The sequence below is a fragment of the Microcoleus sp. FACHB-SPT15 genome (assembly GCF_014849525.1).
GTDB classification, from domain to species: Bacteria; Cyanobacteriota; Cyanobacteriia; order Cyanobacteriales; family Coleofasciculaceae; genus Symplocastrum; species Symplocastrum torsivum.
Genome location: NZ_JACJNU010000028.1, coordinates 45005 through 66544 on the forward strand (window position 1 = coordinate 45005; position 21540 = coordinate 66544).

The window sequence follows — 21540 nt, forward strand, 5'->3', positions numbered from 1 at the left end:
GCAGATATTTCTTAATTCGGATAGTCATCGTTAACAGCCCCATGAGACTTAACGTGATCGTGCTGGGTACAGGTTTGTTGTACCTGAGTTGGAGTTCTGTTGCACTTGCTCAATTAGGAAATGATGATTTTGTGAGGGCGGTGCCCCCCTGTCCACCCTCTAGGGAGTGTTTTCAAACTTCCCCATTAAATTCAGATCCCCCCCAGCCCCCCTTTTTAAGGGGGGAGAATTCAGTCCAAGATTCGGACGTGAAATTCCACGTTCCTCAAATAGCCCAGATTAATCCTGATATTCCTCCTGGAGTCTTAGAACCGACTCGTCCAACGCTATCTCCTCTACCTGCCCTACCGTCAGAAACTCCCACACCATCACCGTCACTGACTCCACCCGAACTCCCACTCACTCCATCACCAGAAATAGGAGTCACCGTCAAGGTAGAACGAATTGAGGTGTTGGGAAGTACAGTCTTTTCAGCAGATGAAGTGCAAGCTGCCGTTGCCTCATTTGTTGGGAAGGAGGCTACGTTTGAAGAACTCTTAGCGATTCGCACTGCCATTACAGATTTATATACAACCAAAGGCTACACCACATCTGGCGCATTTTTGCCAGCCCAGGATTTAACAGATGGTGTGGTGCGAATTCAGGTAATAGAAGGGGCGATAGAATCGATTGATGTTCAGGGATTGAAGCGTTTGCAAACTAGCTACATACGCGATCGCATTGCCTTAGCGACTGGCGCACCGATCAATCTCCGCCGCTTAGAAGAAGCGTTGCAACTGTTGCAAGACAATCCCCTCATTCGTAGCGTGCAAGCCGAACTTTCAACAGGAAGCGCACCCGGATTGAGCACTCTAACACTCAATGTCACAGAGGCGCAGCCAATCACAGCATCTGTTGTGGTGGAAAATCGTGATTCTCCGAGTGTTGGGGAATTGCGGGGAACGGTTGTGATCGCACATAATAATCTACTGGGTTTTGGCGATCGCTTTAGTGCTAGTTATGGCATTACTGAAGGCATCGACAGCTATAACCTCAGCTACGGGATTCCCGTAAATCCCCGTGAAGGCACCCTGAGTTTAAGTTATAGCAATGACGATAGTCGAATTGTTGAAGACCCGTTTTCCGATCTTGATATTAGGGCAGAGTCTTACACCCTTTCCCTTAATTTTCGGCAACCGCTTGTTCTTACTCCGACAAGTGAGTTTAGTCTCTCACTCGCACTTGACTTGCGCCAAAGTGAAACATTTTTACTAGACGATATTCCCTATTCATTTTCTGAGGGACCAGAAAATGGTAAGTCCAAAATAACAGCACTACGGTTTAGTCAGGACTGGACTAATCGCTCAACTACCCAGGTTTTAGCAGCGCGATCGCAATTTAGTTTTGGATTAGATGCCTTGGGAGCAACTGTTAATGACAGTGGTACAGATGCCCAGTTTATCAGTTGGTTAGGGCAGTTTCAGTGGGTTAAAGCATTAGGTGGAGATGTAATTTTAGTTGCCCGTACTGGCGCTCAACTCTCCTTTGACTCACTCTTACCCATTGAACAATTTAGTATCGGTGGTGTTGATACAGTACGAGGCTATCGCCAAAATCAACGAGTTGCTGACAATGGTGTTGTTGGTTCAGTGGAAGTGCGCTTTCCCATTATTCGTGACTCAAATGGAATTGGCACAATCCAACTCGCTCCTTTCTTTGATATTGGTACAGCTTGGAACAACAAGGGTCAAATTCTTAGCCCTAGTACCCTAGCTAGCATTGGTTTAGGCTTACGCTGGCAACTTAATCCTTCTTTTTCTGCAACTTTAGATTGGGGAATTCCTCTTATTTCTGTCAGCGATGAAGGTAATACGCTTCAAGACAATGGCATTACTTTCTCGCTACGCTTTCAACCTTTTTAGAATATGTAGTTAACTATTACGAAATTGTATTCAAGTCTTTAACTATTTATTTATGCAATTAAGCTACTCCACATCTAGTTTGCATTAGCGTTGTTGACAAAAATCTTGTGGGATGGGCATCTTGCCCCTCCCAATCATGCAAGTTAAATGTGGAATAGCTTATTCACTTTTGACAGTGACAAGCCAACAGCCAACAGTGAACAAAAACCGTAATATAGTACTTTTCAGTTGGATGAGGTACAGATCAGGTTATGAAACAAGGGAGACAAGAAAAAAAAAGCTGATAGCTGACTGCTTTCTGCTATAGTTTACGACATCGAAGCACCTGTAGAAGCCAGTAGTTCACCGAGTTGCATTAACTTACTCGAAACAGTTGGCTCAGCACTTGCAGCGGCACTTTTAGTTTGTGAACCGAGGGAGACTAAAACTTTACTAATAGCAGAATTGGTGGCAGTGCCGCTTGTTAATAGGTGCTTCAGTTCTTCTAGATCGCTAGCAATTTGCGTAGCGCCTAAGCTCCTCATCTGCTGTTCAAAGTCACCAATTAAACTTAGCGCTTCCATAGGAGGTATAGAGGTCAAACCGCCTTGAAAAGCTGTAATTGTTTGTTCGAGGTTAGTTGTTGATGATACTGCCATGGGATGTTCCCCCAATTACTTAGATCTACCATCAATAGTATTTATCTCCGTTGGTACGCTTGTACTTCCTTAGACATAAGATAGCTGAATAAATTTAGGTAGAAATTTGCCCATCAACCACCTCTTCAAATCCTCACAAAAGGGGATGAGGGCTACTAAAGTAATGTTTTAGTGCTTGGCGTGAAGAGTGCGATCGCTTTTTTTTTGCCCAGATGTTAAACTTTTGTATACTCTTCTTGATAGAAGTACAGCTATAACAGCCCTAAGTAAAAGTATAAAGTTTTTACTTAATATCTGATATAACACTTGTTAATTTTTGCAATAAAAACTAAAAATGTTCTTCGCACTGTATAAAATCTAGCTCATCAGTAGTTACCGTCAAAATTGGGCAGAGATTGAAACTATTTACCCAATTTTCATAAAGCTCATTTAGTTCTGCTAAGTAGGTCGGACTAATAGTGAGGTCATAGGTATAACCCCGTTGATTGATTCGTCGCATCAATGTAGGGACAGAAGCTCGAAGATAAACGACTAAATGAGGTAGTGGTAATAGACTAACTAAGCCATTGTATAAGTTACGGTACAACTGCCAATCCCGTTCACTTATATAACCCTTTTTATAGAGATTGAAGGCAAAGATGTCTCCATCTTCATAAATACTTCGGTCTTGTACTAATGAATTAGGACAGTCTAATAAAGCACGAGAGTTGCGTAATTTGCACGTCAAGAAAAACATTTGGGAATGGAAACTCCATTGAAAAGCATCCTGATAAAAGTCAGCAAGATAGGGATTGTCTTCTGCTTGTTCAAAGATAGGTTCCCAGCCTAACCGTTGAGCCAGCCGAGAGGTTAAGCTTGACTTGCCAGCTCCAATATTCCCGGCAAGAGCAACAAAATACTTCACCCGATCAGTCTCCCAGAATGGCATCATCAACAACTATAAGGGGATGGTGGACGAGTTCATCTGTCTGATGAAAATCGGCAGAGGAAGCAGGGGAAGCAAAAGAGACAAGGGAGCGAGTTGGGAAAAATCTGCAACAAGCTTATAGATTTGCTCAAGTTTCGGAGCAATAAGCGCTACAAGAGTAGACAAGAACAAATGAAGGGTGCGATTAACGATATAACTGAGTCGTGAAATATGCTTGGTGTTTCTTTATGAACATACGCACACTCCAGACTACGCCCTTCACCGACCAAAAGCCCGGTACATCCGGTCTACGCAAGCCCGTTACGGTCTTTCAGAAGCCCAATTACCTGGAAAACTTTGTCCAGTCAATCTTTGACGCTCTTGAGAGCTACAAGGGTCAGACGCTAGTTCTTGGCGGCGATGGTCGCTACTACAACCGTACAGCGATTCAGACCATCTTAAAAATGGCAGCCGCGAATGGGTTCGGGCGAGTCAAAGTGGGTCGTGGTGGAATCCTCTCTACCCCAGCCGCTTCCTGTGTTATCCGCCAGTCCCAAGCCTTCGGCGGCATTATCCTCTCAGCTAGTCACAATCCAGGTGGCCCAGAGGGAGATTTTGGCATCAAGTACAACACCAGCAATGGTGGGCCAGCACCAGAAAAAGTAACCGAGTCCATCTATGACCGCAGTAAAGTTATCGACACTTACCACATCCTGGAAGCCCCAGATGTTGATTTAGATAAGCTGGGTGAATTTCAACTAGGAAGCGCAGTCGTGGAGGTGATTGACCCAGTTGAGCCTTACACCCAATTGATGGAGTCTCTGTTTGATTTTGATCGAATCCGTGAACTCCTAACTTCTGGAAAATTCCGGTTGTGTGTTGATTCAATGCACGCGGTAACGGGGCCTTATGCCAAAGCGATCATTGAGGAACGGTTAGGCGCACCAGCAGGGACGGTACTCAATGGCATACCCCTAGAGGACTTCGGCGGTGGTCATCCTGATCCCAATCTGGTGTATGCCCATGACCTAGTAGAGGTTCTCTACGGAACTGATGCACCGGACTTTGGCGCGGCTTCGGATGGAGATGGCGATCGCAATATGATTTTGGGACAACGATTTTTCGTTACTCCTAGCGATAGCCTAGCGGTATTAACGGCTAATGCTCATCTGGTTCCCGGTTATCGCCAGGGTATCGCTGGAGTCGCCCGTTCTATGCCCACAAGTGCGGCTGTAGACAGAGTTGCGGCTCAAGCTGGAATCGACTGCTACGAAACCCCTACAGGCTGGAAATTTTTTGGCAATCTGCTTGATGCAGACAAAGTAACCTTATGCGGTGAAGAGAGTTTTGGCACTGGCTCAAACCATGTACGTGAGAAGGACGGGTTATGGGCAGTGCTGTTCTGGCTCAACATCCTAGCGGTGCGTTCTGAGTCCGTTGAGCAAATTGTCCGCAGTCACTGGCAAACCTATGGGCGAAATTACTACTCGCGCCATGACTACGAAGGCGTAGATGCTGATCGAGCGTCTGAACTGATGGCACGTCTTGGGCAGCTATCGCCAGAACTCAAAGGCAAGCAATATGGTCAGTATGAAGTCGATTACAGCGACAACTTTAGCTACACTGACCCCGTGGATGATAGTGTCAGCAAAAATCAGGGCATCCGGATTGGCTTTACTGATGGCTCTCGCATCGTTTTCCGACTTTCGGGTACGGGAACGCAAGGGGCAACACTCCGGCTTTATGTAGAAAGCTATGAACCGGATTCAAGCAAGCATGATCAGGATACACAAGAAGCACTGGCACCCCTGATTGCGATCGCCGAAGAGATTGCCCAAATTCGTAACTTTACGCAGCGGGAGGCTCCAACAGTAATTACATAAGCCATGTTTGTAGACGCTTGAAGAACCCCTCCCCAAGCTTCTCTGCGCGGGGAGGAATTTGAACACATCAATAACTTTTGGCGATCGCTTTTTTCGTCTGGATGCAATAGCCTATCTGCTAAACAGGTTTTGTAGTATAGAAGCAGCAGTCAGCTTTCAGCCAAATAGCTCTGGCTAAGGGTCATAGCCTCCGTTGATGTCTTAATCTGGTATAACAATAGAAATCTCTGGGTTGAATGTAGCTAAGCACCAACAAATAACCGAAAGCGATCGCAATAGGCTGAGTCAGCAATTTTACGACCGTAAGTAGTATGAGAATCCGAACTACCTATTTAGCCAGTCTTCACCCACTCGAATAGTTAGCTCAGAATCAATGTCGCCCGTAGAAGATGCCTCTACTTGACCGAGTGCTAACACTTTTTTGAGAGCTGCTGCTGCTTCTAAATCACCTTGCTGGACAATAATCTGAGTCTGGCGTAGCTGGTCAGGCCAATCCTGAACAATATAAACGTTATGAAAATCCTTTTCTGCTAGATATTGAGCAACACGTTGACCAAGTTGTGGGTCATTGGTTGCATTTTGAATCGCAATGCGTACCTGATTGGGTGAGCGACTGATAGCATCCAAGGAACTCCACGATGGAGTTTGCTGGAAATACTCTCGCATTACTCGGTCTCGTCCCGCCTCATCCATAATCCAATAACTAGCGACGTACTCATTGAGTTCGCTAAATCGACCCGGTAAGAGTACCATCTTGAAGGCATCTTGCTCTAGGTCAAGACCAAAACCTACAAGAGCAAGCATTTCTTCCAAACTGAGATTTGTATCAATATACTGCTGCATCACCCGAATGATCTGCGGTAATCGAGGTAATACAGTAGGGTTAACCACACGTTGACGCAGTGCTTTGAGGAGTGCTTGCTGCCGCTGTACCCGACCAATATCGCCATACTGATCTTTGCGGAACCGGGCAAACTGTTCGGCTTGGTCACCATTCAACGTTTGCCAGCCTTTGTCTAAATCAATTTTCAAATTTTGAGTGACATCTTCATACTCCATCTGGTAGGGGACAAAGACCTCAACGCCGCCTACAAGGTCTACCAGTTCACGAAAAGCATCTGTGGTAACGCGCACATATCTGTCAATTGGAACATCGTTTAAACTGCGACTCACAACTCGTGCTGTTAAGGCAGGCCCCCCCTCAACATTGGCATCGTTGATTTTCGCCATTCCGATGCCTGGGATTTCTACTTGAGTATCCCGTGGAATTGAGAGCATCCTCACCGTGTTATCTGCCGGATTCAGCCGCAAGAGCAACATCGTATCACTGCGACCGGAAAACACTTGCGGTGAACTCTTGGGGATACCTGGAACTCGATCGATTCCCATGACGAGGATGTTGACAGGTCGTGCCAAGTCGTACTGGAAGCCTCGACGCCACAGTTCTTTAGCACCTGTACCTTGAGTTAGAGGGGCAATTAGAGGTGACAACGGCGTAATCAATGCTAGTGTTGCCCCCAAGGTGGCAGAAATTGTGGCTGTAAATATAAAAGCAGCACTCCAGAGAAACCACCGAATGTAGCGACGACGAGGGAAGTCGTCTCTTTTAGAATCAGGATGAGAGTTTTTTTCCTCTGCATTGTTAGGTGGTGGCTGAGGTGGTTCAGCTTCACCACCATCAACACCATCGGCATGGAAATCGGTCTGACTATTGCTAGAACCTGTGGACGATTTGAGTCCCAAGCTCGTTGGAGACTGTTCTACACTGTCTTTCACCCTCACCTCACGTTTAACAACCGCAGCTGTGCGTACAGTTTATATGCTGAAATCTCATGCAGGATTATAACGTCAGCGCCTCAATCTCTGTCTAGTGACCCAAGTTGCTAGGAGAGGCTGAGTCAGCCAGAGGACATGAGAATAAAATCTCCATCCTAAAAGGTCTAGGCTAACATTTAAAATTTTTCAACCGTGGTTTCCCTAGAGTCCTGAGTCGAAGTCAGGTGATTTCCGTAAATTTTCTGTTTTTAGAGTTCCCAGAGCTGAGTTATTGTGTAGCCGATGATATGTTACCTGCTACATCAGATGCAATGGATGTTAAAAACATGAAAGTCATAAATCAGGTAGAGTTTAGCCAATTCATTCGTGAATTTCGGCAGTCAATGGGACTGACACAAGAGCAGTTTGCAGCTTTTTTGGGTGTGACATACCCAACAATTAACCGTTGGGAGAATGGACGCACGAGTCCTTCTCCGATGGCGCTGAAGCTAATTGAGCAGAAGCTTAATGAGATAAGCGATCGCACAAGCCAGTTATCTCAGCTATATATTAGGGAGTAGTGATGTCTCGTAGAAGTTTTGTCAGATCCCTGTTAGAGACCAGCAAAGTTATTCGTTTTCTGCATCGCTCCCTGAACCAAAGCTTTTTAAAGTTGCGTTACCTACATAGACATAGACAGAAAAAGAGAAACAACATACCGATAGCAAAAGCTTCACCAGCAGCTAACCCTAGTAATGAAGCCGCGCGGCTAGAGGCACTCCAGCGTTACGAGATTCTTGATACTCCCCCAGAAGATGCCTTTGATGATCTGACGGCTTTAGCTTCCTTTATTTGCGGTACCCCGATTGCCTTAGTTAGCCTAATTGATAGCAATCGTCAGTGGTTCAAATCAAAAGTCGGTTTAGAAGCCACAGAAACACCAAGGGAACTAGCCTTCTGCGCCCATGCGATTCTCTCTCCTAGTGAGCCGTTCATTGTGCCCAATGCATTAGATGATGAGCGGTTTGCCACCAATCCCTTGGTAGTATCTGACCCAGACATCCGGTTTTATGCAGGAGTTCCCTTGGTGACAGCTGATAACTATCCCCTTGGTACTTTATGTGTGATTGATCGGATTCCACGCCGTCTAAATCGTGAGCAAATTGACGCTCTGAGAGCTTTGGGGCGACAAGTTATTACCCAGATGGATCTGAGAATTAAGCTGGAAAAAGAAAAGGAACTCAATGAACTCAAATCTCGCTTTGTCAGCATGACCTCTCACGAATTCCGCACTCCCTTAACAACAATCATGGGTTCTGCTGACTTACTAGAATATTACAGTGATAAATGGTCTAAGGAAAAAAAACAGAGCCATCTCCAGCGCATTCAAAACGCTGTCCAACACATGACTCTGTTGCTAGATGATGTACTGCTAATTGGTAAAGCCGACGCTGGAAAGCTAAAATTTAATCCCTCTCCTCTTGATTTGAAACAATTCTGCCTCGATCTGATCGAAGAATTGCAACCGAATGTTAGCAACCACCATAGCCTGACTTTCGTCAATCACGCTCAAGACATTAAGGCAAACCTTGATCAAAAACTGCTAAGGCACATTCTTAGCAACTTACTGAGCAATGCTATTAAGTATTCACCGGATGGCGGCACAGTTAATTTTGAACTGTTTTGTCAAGAGGGTGGGTTGATTTTCCAGATTCAAGATTTTGGCATCGGTATCCCAGAAAAAGACCTACCTCACTTGTTTGAGTCATTTTATCGAGCCAATAATGTTGGTGATATTCCTGGGACAGGACTTGGGCTAGCGATTGTCAAAAGGTTTGTCGATTTCCAGGATGGCAAGATTGCCGTCGAAAGTGAAGTTGGCGTAGGGACAAGATTTACAGTACAGATTCCTTTTCATCCAGTCGCTAACTATAGCAGTTAGCCGTCAGCTATCAGCTTTTTTCTTTTCCTTCCTCCCTACGCAAGTTTTACACACCTACCGCTGTAGATGTTTGTTATGGCTTGACAAATACTTAAGGAACGAATAACCAAAAGTTACCTACTCCCGTTATCAACCTCGTTTGTACAAACGCTCAGAACGGATTTGACGACCATTCTGTAAAACCTTTACTTGAGTAGCGCTGACATAGTAGGAATAGTTGCCGTTATCAGCACGATACCAGCCGTCACGAGTACTACGAGCAGGGAGCCGAACCGTAACGGTAGGATTCTGCTTAGATTGCCCTAAGTAAAATAACCGACCATTCTCCAAACAGACATTTACAAGAAAGTTTGCCGTCTCCCCTTCAATAACAGCTTCATCACTACATATCCCTCCAGTCCATACAGACATAGACGTAGGAGGTGCAAAGTTAAGGGGTTCAGGAGCGTTGGCAACAGGTTGTGGTGCTGGAATCTTCCCTGATACTAAGGGTGGTAATCTAGGGAAAGGGTCAGCTGATTGAAAACCGTCAGGATAAATTTCAAAGTGGAGATGAGAACCTGTGCTATTACCTGTAGTACCCATCTCAGCAATAACTTGACCTTGCCTGACTTGTTGACCTTTTCTCACCAACAGGCGTTTGTTGTGACCATAGACAGTAACGCTCCCATCGCTATGCTGAAGTTCTATAGAATTACCTAATCCATCATCACCCCAACCTGCAAAGGTAACTTCACCTGATGCAGCGGCAACAATTGGAGTCCCAGAAGGGCCTGCAATGTCCAGCCCTTCGTGAGTAGCCTTAAAACCTTGAGTAATATCTCCTTGCGCCGGCCACATATAGACAGCAGAGTTTGAACGGTAGCGTGTGGCAACGGAATTAGTGGTTGGCTGAGTGAGAACCGAAGGACTTACCCATACCACTGCACTGCATGAGATTAACCCCATCAAACTGGTTGAAAGCAATCGAGAGATAGTGCCTTTTCTCATAAAATCAAACTATTGAGAAGAACAACCTAGAAAGAGCTTGCTAGTCTATATAGTTTCACTCTTAGATAGAGAAATCAGGATAATAAATTATTGAGTTAGTAGATTTATACAAAAGCGATCGCACAGCTTATCGTATTTACTTAGATATAAGCTCTCTAACATCCAAATCATCCTAAAATCGTTACTTTAGTTTTAATTGTTCTGGCTACTGGCTAGCTAGCGCTACCTGATTCAACAGTTTGTATAAAAAACTACAAAGAGGAATTTAGATTATAAACTTAGTCATGCTGAATCCTTGCGGAAAAACTGCTTCAAAATCTCACCAGGCTTACGATCCCAGGTATCGAGATGATTATAGATTAGAGCATCTTTAGTGAGTTTGTAGGTAGAGTCACCATTGAAGAAGATGCTAGCTTTCCAGGGAACGCGCAGAGTCCCACGAACTGTCCAGGTCGCTTTTATGATGTCTTCAGCTAGCTGCGAAACATCATGCAAATCGAAGTGAATTTCTGTAAAAAATAGCTGAGCGTGAAATCGTAGAGTCCAGAAGATGATGCGATAGTTAAATTTCCATTTGAATCGATTAACGGGGTCTTGAAAGTAGATGTCCTTCGTATAAATCTCGTAAGAGATGTCTTTCTCGAATAGTGTTGGCAGGTCATTATAAAGTGTTTCAATGACTCTTTCTACCTGCAACTCATACTGGCTTTTGCTCAAATTTTCAGAAGTCGTCACTGATTCCCTCCCTGCCACATCACTTTTAAATCATTGTGCCTTGTTCCAGGATTATCCTCAACAAGGGGCAGAAAGCCGTCAGCTATCAGCTATCAGCTTTTTTGTTTTCCTTGTTCTGTCTCTTGTTTTACACACCTGAGCTGTACCTCATCTCTCATCTTTTAGCAATCGACCGAGAATTGAAATTCCCTGTTCAATCGCATCGGGATTGAGGGAAAAACTCAAACGCATCGCATTGTAGCCCTGACGATTTGGGAAAAACCAGGTTCCGTCAGCAAAAAGAACATGATGCGCCAGCGCCGCCTGACAAATGGCTGGCATCGATATATCTGAAGGGATTTGTACCCACAGGAAAATCCCTCCATTAGGAACTGTCCAAGATGCCTCAGGTGGAAAGTAGCGCTCTAAAGCACTTAGCATGGCATTTCTACCTTGTCGGTGTTTATTCTGTAAGTGAGAGATGCGACGACGGTAATGCCCTGAAGCTAAATATTCACTAACAATAGATTGGGCTACTGTCGAGACATGATAGTCATGAAGCAGCTTGCATTCGACCAAAGGCTGATAATGCTTGCCTGTCACCACCATGTAGCCGACTCTGATACCGGGCATCAACGTTTTTGAGAAGGTGCCAATATAGGTCACGATGTCCTGTTGGTCTAACGCTTTGATTGGTGGTGGTGCGGGTTCAAAGTTTAAGCCTTCATAAGCGTTATCTTCGAGAATTGCACAGTTGTAGCGCTGGGCTAGTCGCAACAATAAGGAGCGATGAGCTTGAGAGGTGGTCACTCCTGTCGGGTTATGCAGAGTGCTGACAGTGTAGATTAGTTTGGGACGATGCGTGTGGAGGTACTGCTCTAGTAGCTCTAGATTCATCCCTTCTGCTGTCATGGGAATGCCAATAACTCTGGCTTTTAAACTTGAGAGAATCGCTAGTATCCCGTGATAAGTGGGACTCTCGACAATCACCCAATCTCCGGGTTGCACATAGTAATGGAGTGCTAGAGATAACGCTTGTTTAGAGCCATTCGTAATAATCAAATTCTCTGGTGTTACCTCTAGTCCTTGCTGCACCAGCATTCTGCTAATTTGTTGCCGTAGGGCTAACTGTCCGTGAGGCAGGTCGTAATTAAATAAGGTAGACCCTACCTGCTTCATGGCGCGTCTTGCAATGGTTTGCAAATCCTCTAACCCTGAGCTGGAGGGGAAACCAATACCCAGGTTAATCATTCCTGCCTGCTGCTGTGCAGAAACTGAGGTTACATAGAAATCAAAGAATGTTCCTCCTTGTTGCTCTGACAGAATCACCTCTTGGGGTGGGGCAAAGTGACTCGTAGATTGGGGACAAGCAATTGGTGGTGAACTGACAAAGTAGCCAGAGCCTTGACGAGCATGAATTAGCCCATCGGCTTCTAGGACACTATACGCTTCAATGACAGTTAGTTTGTTGACCTGTGCAGTTTCAGCGAGGGAGCGAATTGAGGGAAGTTGGTCTCCAGGCTGTAGTGCGCCTGATTCTATCAGACGACGAATGCGATCGCGTATCTGCAAATAAACGGCTTGGGCGGAGTTCCGGTCTAAAGGAATTTTCACGGTGCCAAGTCCCTCTTGAAAGTGAATGATGCTCTAGATGATTTTCTGAACTATATCCGATTTTCTATGTCTCTTGGCTGGTACAGTTTTGCTGAGTTTTACTAGAACACTTTAATAATACCAAAACTGTACTACTAAAACTTTTTGAATTTGTACCTTATCAACTCAATAGTTCTGAAAGAAAGTAGAGATAACAAACTCATCTTTTAGGAGGAGTAGCGGCAATGAAAACTTCTAACGCAGAATTTAATGTATTTGATAACTCCTTATACGGTCAGCCTAAAAAACTGCCACTAGGTTCTGTACTTAAAAATCTTTTGCAAGTATTTATCCAATTATTTGCTAATGGTGATGAGCTAAGAATTTGGATAACAACAGACCGCTATGGAAATAAATCTTGGCACGCTTACGATACAGTAAGCGATCGCTCAACGATTCAAAGTTCCGAAGCTGAGCTTCGGACATGGATTGAGCAACGGTACTACAACTAAGCTTTATTTCGGTCTGAGAACCTTGTTTTCAAGCTGCTTACTCTTGCTATAATTGCCCTGTATCAACAAGTGACGTTGCAGGGCAATCGACTAATTTGCTTACGAATAACTTAAGGCTTAAATAAATGAAACCCCACTTTCATGCTGAATCCTACAAATTATACAAACAAAATTATTCCAGCATTAAAGACACTCTTCTACCGTTTATAATGTGGTTCTGGCGTTTCAGTATTTTCTATGGAAAGTTTGTCAGCCGTTCAATAGATATTGACAAATAGTAAGTTTAAAAGAAACTTTATTTTGGTTTCTCTTTTCCACGTTTCTCTATTCATATACTTGAATATATAAGTATATTACTATTCATTAGACTGATAAATTGGTTCTTGTAAAAAAGAATACCTCTAACGACTCTACTCTTTTGTATCATTGATATTCATTTATTTAATTTCCCAGAATAATGCTACGCTTGTATGATTTTTTGCCTTCTGGAAACGGCTACAAAGTTCGTCTTTTACTTACACAGCTTGGTATTCCATTTGAGCGAATAGAACTCAATATCCTTAAGGGGGAAACCCGAACACCTGAGTTCTTAAGCAAAAACTCAAATGGTCGTATCCCCCTTTTGGAGACGGAAGCCGGAGAATTTCTCTCAGAATCCAATGCTATCCTCTTCTATCTAAGCGAAGGAACTGAGTTTTTTCCAAATGAGCGTTGGGAACGAGCAAAAGTGCTGCAATGGCTATTTTTTGAACAGTATAGTCATGAGCCTTATATCGCGACCTCCAGATTTTGGATTGCTGAACTGGGTAAAGCAGAAGAGTATCGGGAGGCACTTAACCAAAAGCGCGAACCGGGTTATGCTGCGCTCAAGGTTATGGAAAAACATCTAATGAATCACCAGTTCTTTGTTGGTGAGCGTTATACCATTGCAGACATCGCCTTGTTTGCTTATACTCATGTGGCGGATGAAGGTGGTTTCGATTTGACAGGATTTCCTTGCATATTGGCTTGGCTGGAACGAGTCAAAGCTCAGCCCAAGCATATTAGCATCACACAAACCTAGACACTACGTATAAGAGCTGCGAAGGCATCCAGAAATAACATAATCATTATTTAGGTACGGGGCGAACAGTGTTCACCCTGATTTTTGTTGTGTCATAAGATTTGCTGAAGTTCCGGGCAAGCTAATGCGTGAAGGTGATGTACTGAAGTTCTACTTTAAAGACGCAAACGTTAAAAAGATGCCATAAAAACCAGATTCCTTGCCCGGTTATGCAAAAATTGAGGGATTCTCTGAAGCAATTTACAGAATACTGCCGCACAGACTCTACAAGCGCGACATCTGCAACTGCTTATGATCACTATTCCTGGTTACCAAGTTCTCACCCAAATCTACGAAAGTTCTAATTCGCTTGTCTATCGAGGCATTCGAGAACTCGATAACCAAGCAGTTATCTTCAAGGTTCTGAAACAAGATTATCTTACCGTCAATGAACTTACTCGGTATAAGCAGGAATATGAAATCACCAGTAGCTTGAATCTAGAGGGTATAGTCAAGGCTTACAGCTTAGAACCCTATCAGAGGACTTTGATCATTATCTTTGAAGATTTTGGTGGAGTATCCTTAGCGCAGTTGCTTAATGAGCAACCGTTGACGCTTTTAGAATTCCTAAAAATTACCATTAAGATAACTGAGATTTTAAGTGCTATTCATAGGGCTAACATCATCCACAAAGATATTAACCCATCTAATATTGTCTTTAATCCAGCTACCGAACAACTTAAACTCATCGACTTTGGTATTTCCACTGTACTAAGCCGTGAAAATCCTACACTCAAAAATCCAAATGTTTTAGAAGGTACATTACCCTATATGTCGCCTGAGCAAACTGGTAGGATGAACCGCTCACTGGATTACCGAACTGATTTTTACTCGTTGGGTGTCACCTTTTATGATCTACTGACAAATAAATTGCCTTTCGATACTACAGATGCACTAGAGTTGGTTCATTGCCATATCGCTAAACAACCAATACCTCCTCATCAAATTAATCCAAATATTCCCCAAGTTGTTTCAGATATAGTAATGAAATTATTAGAGAAGACAGCTGAGGAGCGCTATCAGAGCGCTTGGGGACTAAAAGCTGATTTAGAAGAATGTTTGATACAAATGCAGTTTCTTGGCGAAGTCTTGGACTTTCCCCTTGCTCGTCAAGATATTTCTGACAAGTTTCAAATCCCGCAAAAACTTTACGGTAGGGAACGAGAGATTGAAACTCTTCTCACCTCTTTTAAGCGAGTTGCAATAGGGCAAAGAGAGAGAGAGGAAGATGAGGAGAATGAGGATATAGAAAGAGGGGGAGAAGAAAATCCTCAATTTCCAGCTTCCAATACCGAATCTAAAATCCAAAATTCGGCTCACATCCCCCACTCTAAAATTGAAATGATGCTAATTTCCGGTTATTCCGGGATTGGCAAATCAGCGTTAGTTGCAGAGATTTATAAACCCATTACTCAGAAACGAGGCTATTTCATATCTGGTAAATTTGACCAATATAAACGTAACATTCCTTATGCCGCAATAGTTGATGCTTTTCAAGGGTTAGTTAGGCAACTGTTAACTGAAAGCGAAGCACAGCTTCAGCAATGGCAGGAAAAACTCTTAGCCGCTTTGGAACCTAACGGACAAGTAATTATTGATGTTATTCCTGAAGTAGAACTGATTATCGGCAAGCAACCTGCGGTTCCAGAACTCACTCCAGCAGAAGCTCAAAATCGCTTTAATTTGGTATTTCAAAACTTTATTAAAGTTTTTACTAACCCTTTACATCCCTTAGTAATATTTTTGGATGATTTGCAGTGGGCAGATGGTGCATCGTTGAAGTTGATACACATGCTAATGACTTCCTCAGATAGCCAACATCTATTTCTAATAGGAGCTTATCGAGATAATGAAGTCAGTACGGCTCATCCTTTGATGATTACTCTTAAAAAGATTAAAGAAGCTGAGGTGGTTGTTAATGAAATTTTTCTAAAACCTTTGGAATTGTCTACTGTCAATCAGCTCATTTCAGATACTCTTAAACTTAGCACAGATATAACTCTATCATTATCAAAATTAGTACTAGAAAAAACTGGGGGTAATCCGTTTTTCCTAATTGAGTTCTTAAAATCTCTTTATACAGATGGACTATTAAATTTTATTCCCCCTCAGTCTCTCCTGAGCAAAAAGAGTAGCAAAGAAGGATGGGAGTGGAATTTAGACAAAATTCGCTTGGCTAGCATTACTGATAATGTTGTAGAACTGATGGCTCTTAAAATTCAAAAGTTGCCCAGTAGTACGCAACGGGTTTTAAAGTTGGCGGCTTGTATTGGTAATCAGTTTGAGCTTGAAACGTTAGCTCTTGTTGATGAACAGTCACTTAGGGAAACAGCCACTTCTTTACATGCAGCCGTTGCTGAAGGTTTAATCTTACCCTTGGGTGATGCCTACAAGTCTATTGAATTAGATGTACCTCAATCATCAAATAATCTAACTGTTGAGTATAAATTTGTTCATGACAGGATTCAGCAAGCAGCTTATTCTCTAATTCCTGATGAGTCTAAGCAATTAATGCATCGGCAAGTTGGGCAATTGCTCCTACAGAATACTCCACTAGACGAACGAGAGGAGAAAATCTTTGACATCGTTAACCAGTTAAACCTAGGATTAGCCTTCATTAATCATCAGTCAGAACGAAATGAACTTGCCCAACTTAATCTAATAGCCAGTAAAAAAGCAAAAACGGCAACGGCTTATGAACCTTCGTTCAAATACCTGCTAGTTGGCTTAGCACTATTGGAGGTACAGCATTGGCAAACTCAATATGAATTGGCTCTAGCACTATATATAAAAGCAGCAGAAGTAGCCTACCTCTACAGGAATTTCGAGGAAATGGAGCGATTAGCAGAGGTAGTGCTGCAACAAGCTAAAACAGTGCTAGACAAAGTGAAAGTCTATGAAGTGAGAATTCAAGCTTATATAGCGCAGGATAAACCCAAAGAAGCGGTGAGTACGGCTCTAACAGTGCTAAAGCTTTTGGAGATAAACCTTCCTAAAGAACCCAGGAGGTTTCAAATTGCGATCGCTTTGTGGCAAACAAAATTAGCTTTGGTAGGAAAACCAATTGAGGATTTAATCAACCTCCCTCAAATGACAGATCCAATCAAGCTAGCAGCAATGCGGATTCTCTGTAGTGTAATTTCTGCTGCTTCTTTTAGTAGCCCTAAATTGTTTCCCCTGATTGCCCTTAAAGCTCTCAACTTATCCCTGAAATATGGCAACACCTCTTTATCTACCTATGCCTATGCAACTTACGGACAAATTTTATCTGGAGTAGTAGGAAACATTGATGCTGGTTATCAATTTGGTCAACTCGCACTTGCTTTACTATCACAGCTTAACACGAGAGAACTTAAAGCTAAAGTCTTACTAGTCGTTAATGATTTTATAATTCATTGGCGAGAGCATGTAAGAGAAACGTTAGACCCTTTTGTAGAAGCTTACAAAGGAGGATTAGAAACAGGTGATTTGGAATTTACTGCACGTTCAGCAATGGTGTATTCTTACCATTCCTATTTTATAGGCAAAGAACTAACGAGCCTTGAGCAGGAGATAAAAAACTATAGTGATATTATCAAGCAACTCAAGCAAACTAAATTCATTTATATGAATGAGAGATATCGTCAAGTTGTCTTAAACTTGATGGGGAAAACTGAAAACCCCTGTCGTTTGGTTGGGGAAGCTTATGATGAAGAGATATTGCTACCTCTTCATATTCAGTCTAATGACAGAAATGCAATTTTCAATGTATATCTACACAAAGCTATTCTCTGCTATACATTTCAAGATTATTTAGAGGCATTTGAAAATATCCGTAAAGCCGAAAAATACTTGGATAATGCAACCGGGTTGCTACTTGTTCCTATCTATTATTTTTATAATTCTCTAATTAAATTATCGGTTTTAACTCATTCTCTTGCCTTCAAACCTAATGTTCTACTCAAAAAAGTACTAGCAAACCAGAAAAAACTCAAAAACTGGTCAAGTTATGCGCCAATGAATCACCTGCATAAGTTTTATTTGGTGGAAGCAGAGCGGTATCATTTTTTGGGTCAAGATACTCAAGCTATGGAGAATTATGATCGCGCTATCTCATTGGCTAAAGACAATGGCTATCTTAATGAAGAAGCACTTGCTCATGAACTCGCTGCCAGGTTTTATCTAGGCAAAGGTAAAGTGAAGATTGCTCAAGTCTATATGCAGGATGCTTATTATTGCTATCTAACTTGGGGTGCTACAGCTAAAACTAAGGATTTAGCTCAACGATATCCACAGTTAATTGCGTCTAGCAGTATCAGAGTTCAAGGTAAAACCACAGCACAACTAGGTACTCGTAATAGTTCCGGTGAAGTATCAGGTGAGGTACTCGATTTAGCCACTGTAATGAAAGCCTCACAAACAATTTACGAGGATATTGTGCTGGAAAAGCTACTGGTAAACTTGATGAAAATCCTCATTGAGAATGCTGGAGCGGAAAAAGGATTCTTAATTTTAGAAACCAAAGGTAAATTGCTGATTGAAGCAGAAGGTGTCGTGGGTTCTGATCAGGTTACTGTTTTACAGTCAATTCCTGTTGAGAACAATCAGTTTGTTTCCGCAACCATCATCAATTATGTGGCTCGAACAAGAGAAAGTGTTGTCTTAAATAACGCTACCCAGGAAGGTAAATTTACCAACGATTCTTACATCAAGGAACACCAACCAAAATCCATCCTTTGTAACCCATTGATTAATCAAGGAAAACTTAGCGGTATTGTCTATTTAGAAAATAATCTCATTTTAGGCGCGTTTACACCAGACAGAATTCAGGTGTTAAATATGCTATCTGTTCAAGCTGCCATTTCTATTAAAAATTCTCGTTTCTATAATCAACTAGCAGAACTAAACAAGGCTTATGAACGCTTTGTTCCCCGTCAGTTTCTCCAGTTTTTAGATAAAGAAAGCATTGTTGATGTTCAATTAGGCGACCAAGTCCAGCAGGAGATGTCTATTCTCTTTGCTGACATCCGTGCTTTCACGAGTTTGAGCGAAACTCTAACTCCCCAGGACAATTTCAAATTCATTAATGCCTATCTGTCTCGTATGGAATCGGTGATTATTGAAAACCAGGGATTTATTGATAAATATATAGGTGATGCGATTATGGCACTATTTAGCGGTGAGGCAGATAATGCTGTTAAAGCCGGGATTGCTATGCTACACCGTCTAACTGACTACAATCAACATCGCATTAATTCTGGCTATATACCGATAAAAATTGGGATTGGCATCAATACGGGTTCGTTAATGCTAGGGACAGTCGGCGGACAAAACCGGATGGACGGTACAGTGATTAGTGATGCAGTCAATTTAGCCTCACGTCTGGAAACCTTGACGAAAAATTATGGAGTTTCTTTATTAATCTCCCACCAGACTTTGGCGCGTTTGCAAAACCCAATGGAATATAATCTCCGTTTCATTGAGCAAGTGAAAGTTAAGGGAAAGTCCAAAGCTATAGCAGTCTTTGAAGTGTTTGATGGAGACGAACCTGAAATTAAAGAGAGTAAGTTAGCTACAAAAGCTTGTTTTGAAGAAGGTTTGTTTCTCTACCATCAGCACGCTTTCCCGGAAGCCGCACAATGTTTTGAAGCAGTCTTAAGCCTTAATCCAAGAGACACGGTTGCTCAAGTCTATCAATCACGCTGTAGGTTGGAAGCTGTCTAGGTTCCTCAGCATCTAGTTAGTATGTTGAACTAGGTTCTACTACATTTAACGAGACGCAAGAGTTAGTAATAAGTCTCAGTCTATAGCAATAAGAGACTCAGGAATCCAGCACACCCAGCCTAAAGAGCACTACCACAAACGACTAAATCTCTTTACTATATAAATAAGTGTAGATTTCAAAACTGGATATGCGAGATTTATTTCGTGGCTATTACAAGCCTACGCCAGAAGAGTTAGCCAAAATCTGGCAGCAGTGTATCTTTTCTTTCGATGCCAATGTTTTGTTGCATATCTATAGTTACACTCCCGAAACGCAAGAGAGATTTTTTGAGATTATTAATGGCTTAAATGAGCGAATCTGGATACCTCATCAAGTTGCTTATGAATACCAGAAAAACCGCTTGTATGTTATTTCTGACCAAATTAAAGCCTATGCAGACATCGAAAGTATCTTAAACAAGAATTTCTATAATTTAAGGACTGAGCTATTCAAAGACTATAAGCGCCATCCTTTCCTTAACACGCAGGAAATTTTAGAACATCTGGAAAATTCAATTGAAGAAATTAAAGCAAAAATAAAGCTAGCCCAATCCAATCATCCCAACTATCTCGAAAAAGATGACCTTCGAGAAATACTGACTGATTTATTAGAAGGGAAGGTTGGCAAACCCTATTGTGAGGATGAACTAGAAAATATTTATCAAAAAGCGGAGAAACGATTCAGTTATAAAAGACCCCCAGGATACAAGGATGCGAAGAAGCCTGTCCCTAAAAATTATGGTGATGTTGTTCTTTGGTTCCAGTTAATTGACTACGCGAGAGTTCAGCAAAAACCGATTATCTTTGTTACCGATGATGATAAAGAAGACTGGTGGCTAAAGTATGATGGGGAAACGGTTGAACCTAGACCGGATTTGATTCAAGAAATCATATCTGAGGTTGGGGTAGAAGATTTTAAATTTTATATGTATCACAGCGCTCAATTTATTGATTATGCAGAGAAGTTTCTCAATCTACCAGTGAAGCCAGAAGCTGTGAAAGAAGCAAGAGAAATAATGCTTCAGGATTCAGCGACTAAGCGCATCCCTATTGAGTCTAACTATCTCCGTAGTGTTGGCTATGATTCGTCAACTCAAGTGCTTGAAATTGAGTTTCGTAGGGGAGAAGTTTATCAGTATATTGACGTTCCTCCTACGGTTTATACAGAGTTAATGAATGCTCCATCGCATGGAAGATATTTTAATACTAATATTAAGGAAGTTTACTCGTGTCGCAAGCTGGGTTAAGAAACAAACTGCTGTGTAAACTTGACTTGACGCTTAAGTATTATCTGCTGCTTTGTAAGTCCGAGAGCCAGGGGCTTGCAGGATTCTTCCCCAACTAGCAGAGCAGGATTTCTGCTTATGGATGTTGGGACAAGTTAAAAGCGATCGCCTTTGCCTTTCCACAGTGCCTTCTAGTAATTACCCGTCTTGATGGCTGTGGCAGTAGACAGAGTACCTATTGCTTAAACAAGCTTCTTCATATTGAAGAATAGAGGCTTATGTCCCTTTAGTGCTGTGTGCCTATTTGCACAACCTCTTTGTCATTCCGCAAACCTCGAAGAACTCAAGCTTCTTACCCCTCAAACCTCAATATTTAGTGAGTATCCGAAAGATCAGTATTTACTCTGAGCCAATTAGCCTAAGAAAGTGTCATAGATAGTTATAGGTACTGATTTTTCGAGATTTACACTGAGATTGCTGTGTTCATTAATACTTTGTTGAAGGGAAATATTAGAAAAGCGGACTTATACCGAGTTGCATTCAAAGATGGTACACCCAGTCGATAGAGAGTTGGGGAAAAGAATGTACTACATTTGACCGCAACTTGGTATTAACAACGGAAGGCACAGACTATT

The 21540-nt window shown here is 42.4% G+C and carries 14 protein-coding genes; 8 read left to right on the forward strand and 6 right to left on the reverse strand.

Features of this window, described 5'->3' with window-relative positions; genetic code table 11:
- The first annotated feature begins 41 nt into the window (after nucleotides 1-41).
- Entirely contained in the window at nucleotides 42-1901 is a 1860-nt protein-coding gene (locus tag H6F98_RS08440) for a ShlB/FhaC/HecB family hemolysin secretion/activation protein (protein WP_192218228.1), read from the forward strand.
- A 308-nt stretch (nucleotides 1902-2209) separates the two neighbouring features.
- On the opposite strand, the gene H6F98_RS08445 is transcribed toward H6F98_RS08440, so the two are convergent.
- Nucleotides 2210-2539, reverse strand: coding sequence for a hypothetical protein (locus H6F98_RS08445; RefSeq protein ID WP_192218229.1), 330 nt, complete (start codon nucleotides 2537-2539; stop codon nucleotides 2210-2212).
- A gap of 328 nt (nucleotides 2540-2867) precedes the next feature.
- Nucleotides 2868-3470, reverse strand: a complete 603-nt coding sequence (locus tag H6F98_RS08450; protein ID WP_192218230.1) for a deoxynucleoside kinase — start codon at nucleotides 3468-3470, stop codon at nucleotides 2868-2870.
- A 224-nt stretch (nucleotides 3471-3694) separates the two neighbouring features.
- Between H6F98_RS08450 and H6F98_RS08455 the strand changes: the two genes are divergently transcribed.
- On the forward strand, nucleotides 3695-5329 hold the full coding sequence (locus tag H6F98_RS08455) for an alpha-D-glucose phosphate-specific phosphoglucomutase (RefSeq protein WP_192218231.1): 1635 nt from the start codon (nucleotides 3695-3697) through the stop codon (nucleotides 5327-5329).
- A gap of 324 nt (nucleotides 5330-5653) precedes the next feature.
- On the opposite strand, the gene H6F98_RS08460 is transcribed toward H6F98_RS08455, so the two are convergent.
- Nucleotides 5654-7105, reverse strand: coding sequence for an LCP family protein (locus tag H6F98_RS08460; RefSeq protein ID WP_192218232.1), 1452 nt, complete (start codon nucleotides 7103-7105; stop codon nucleotides 5654-5656).
- 326 nt (nucleotides 7106-7431) lie between these two features.
- Here H6F98_RS08460 and H6F98_RS08465 point away from each other — a divergent pair, with 326 nt between their 5' ends.
- The gene (locus tag H6F98_RS08465; protein WP_242058442.1) at nucleotides 7432-7665 is read left to right on the forward strand and encodes a DNA-binding transcriptional regulator; all 234 of its coding nucleotides are present in this window, start codon (nucleotides 7432-7434) and stop codon (nucleotides 7663-7665) included.
- Nucleotides 7666-7667: 2 nt separating this feature from the next.
- Nucleotides 7668-9026, forward strand: coding sequence for a GAF domain-containing sensor histidine kinase (locus tag H6F98_RS08470; protein WP_192218233.1), 1359 nt, complete (start codon nucleotides 7668-7670; stop codon nucleotides 9024-9026).
- Between the two features lie 129 nt (nucleotides 9027-9155).
- Here the strand turns inward: H6F98_RS08470 and H6F98_RS08475 are convergent, their stop codons facing one another.
- From H6F98_RS08475 to H6F98_RS08485, 3 genes are all read right to left on the reverse strand, one after another.
- Nucleotides 9156-10016, reverse strand: coding sequence for a M23 family metallopeptidase (locus tag H6F98_RS08475; protein WP_192218234.1), 861 nt, complete (start codon nucleotides 10014-10016; stop codon nucleotides 9156-9158).
- Between the two features lie 282 nt (nucleotides 10017-10298).
- On the reverse strand, nucleotides 10299-10751 hold the full coding sequence (locus H6F98_RS08480) for a DUF2358 domain-containing protein (RefSeq protein WP_313929817.1): 453 nt from the start codon (nucleotides 10749-10751) through the stop codon (nucleotides 10299-10301).
- 147 nt (nucleotides 10752-10898) lie between these two features.
- Nucleotides 10899-12344: an aminotransferase class I/II-fold pyridoxal phosphate-dependent enzyme gene (locus H6F98_RS08485; RefSeq protein ID WP_192218235.1), complete on the reverse strand. Its 1446-nt coding sequence runs from the start codon at nucleotides 12342-12344 to the stop codon at nucleotides 10899-10901.
- Between the two features lie 224 nt (nucleotides 12345-12568).
- On the opposite strand from H6F98_RS08485, the gene H6F98_RS08490 reads away from it, so the two are divergent.
- The 4 genes from H6F98_RS08490 (at nucleotide 12569) to H6F98_RS08505 (ending at nucleotide 20926) form a co-directional block, all read left to right on the forward strand.
- A complete protein-coding gene (locus H6F98_RS08490) occupies nucleotides 12569-12835 on the forward strand; it encodes a hypothetical protein (RefSeq protein ID WP_192218236.1) in 267 nt (88 codons plus the stop codon).
- Nucleotides 12836-13292: 457 nt separating this feature from the next.
- The gene (locus H6F98_RS08495) at nucleotides 13293-13898 is read left to right on the forward strand and encodes a glutathione S-transferase family protein (protein ID WP_192218237.1); all 606 of its coding nucleotides are present in this window, start codon (nucleotides 13293-13295) and stop codon (nucleotides 13896-13898) included.
- A 291-nt stretch (nucleotides 13899-14189) separates the two neighbouring features.
- Complete coding sequence (locus H6F98_RS08500) at nucleotides 14190-19640, forward strand: AAA family ATPase (protein ID WP_192218238.1); 5451 nt, start codon at nucleotides 14190-14192, stop codon at nucleotides 19638-19640.
- Between the two features lie 188 nt (nucleotides 19641-19828).
- Complete coding sequence (locus H6F98_RS08505; protein WP_192218239.1) at nucleotides 19829-20926, forward strand: PIN-like domain-containing protein; 1098 nt, start codon at nucleotides 19829-19831, stop codon at nucleotides 20924-20926.
- Nucleotides 20927-21540: the final 614 nt, after the last annotated feature.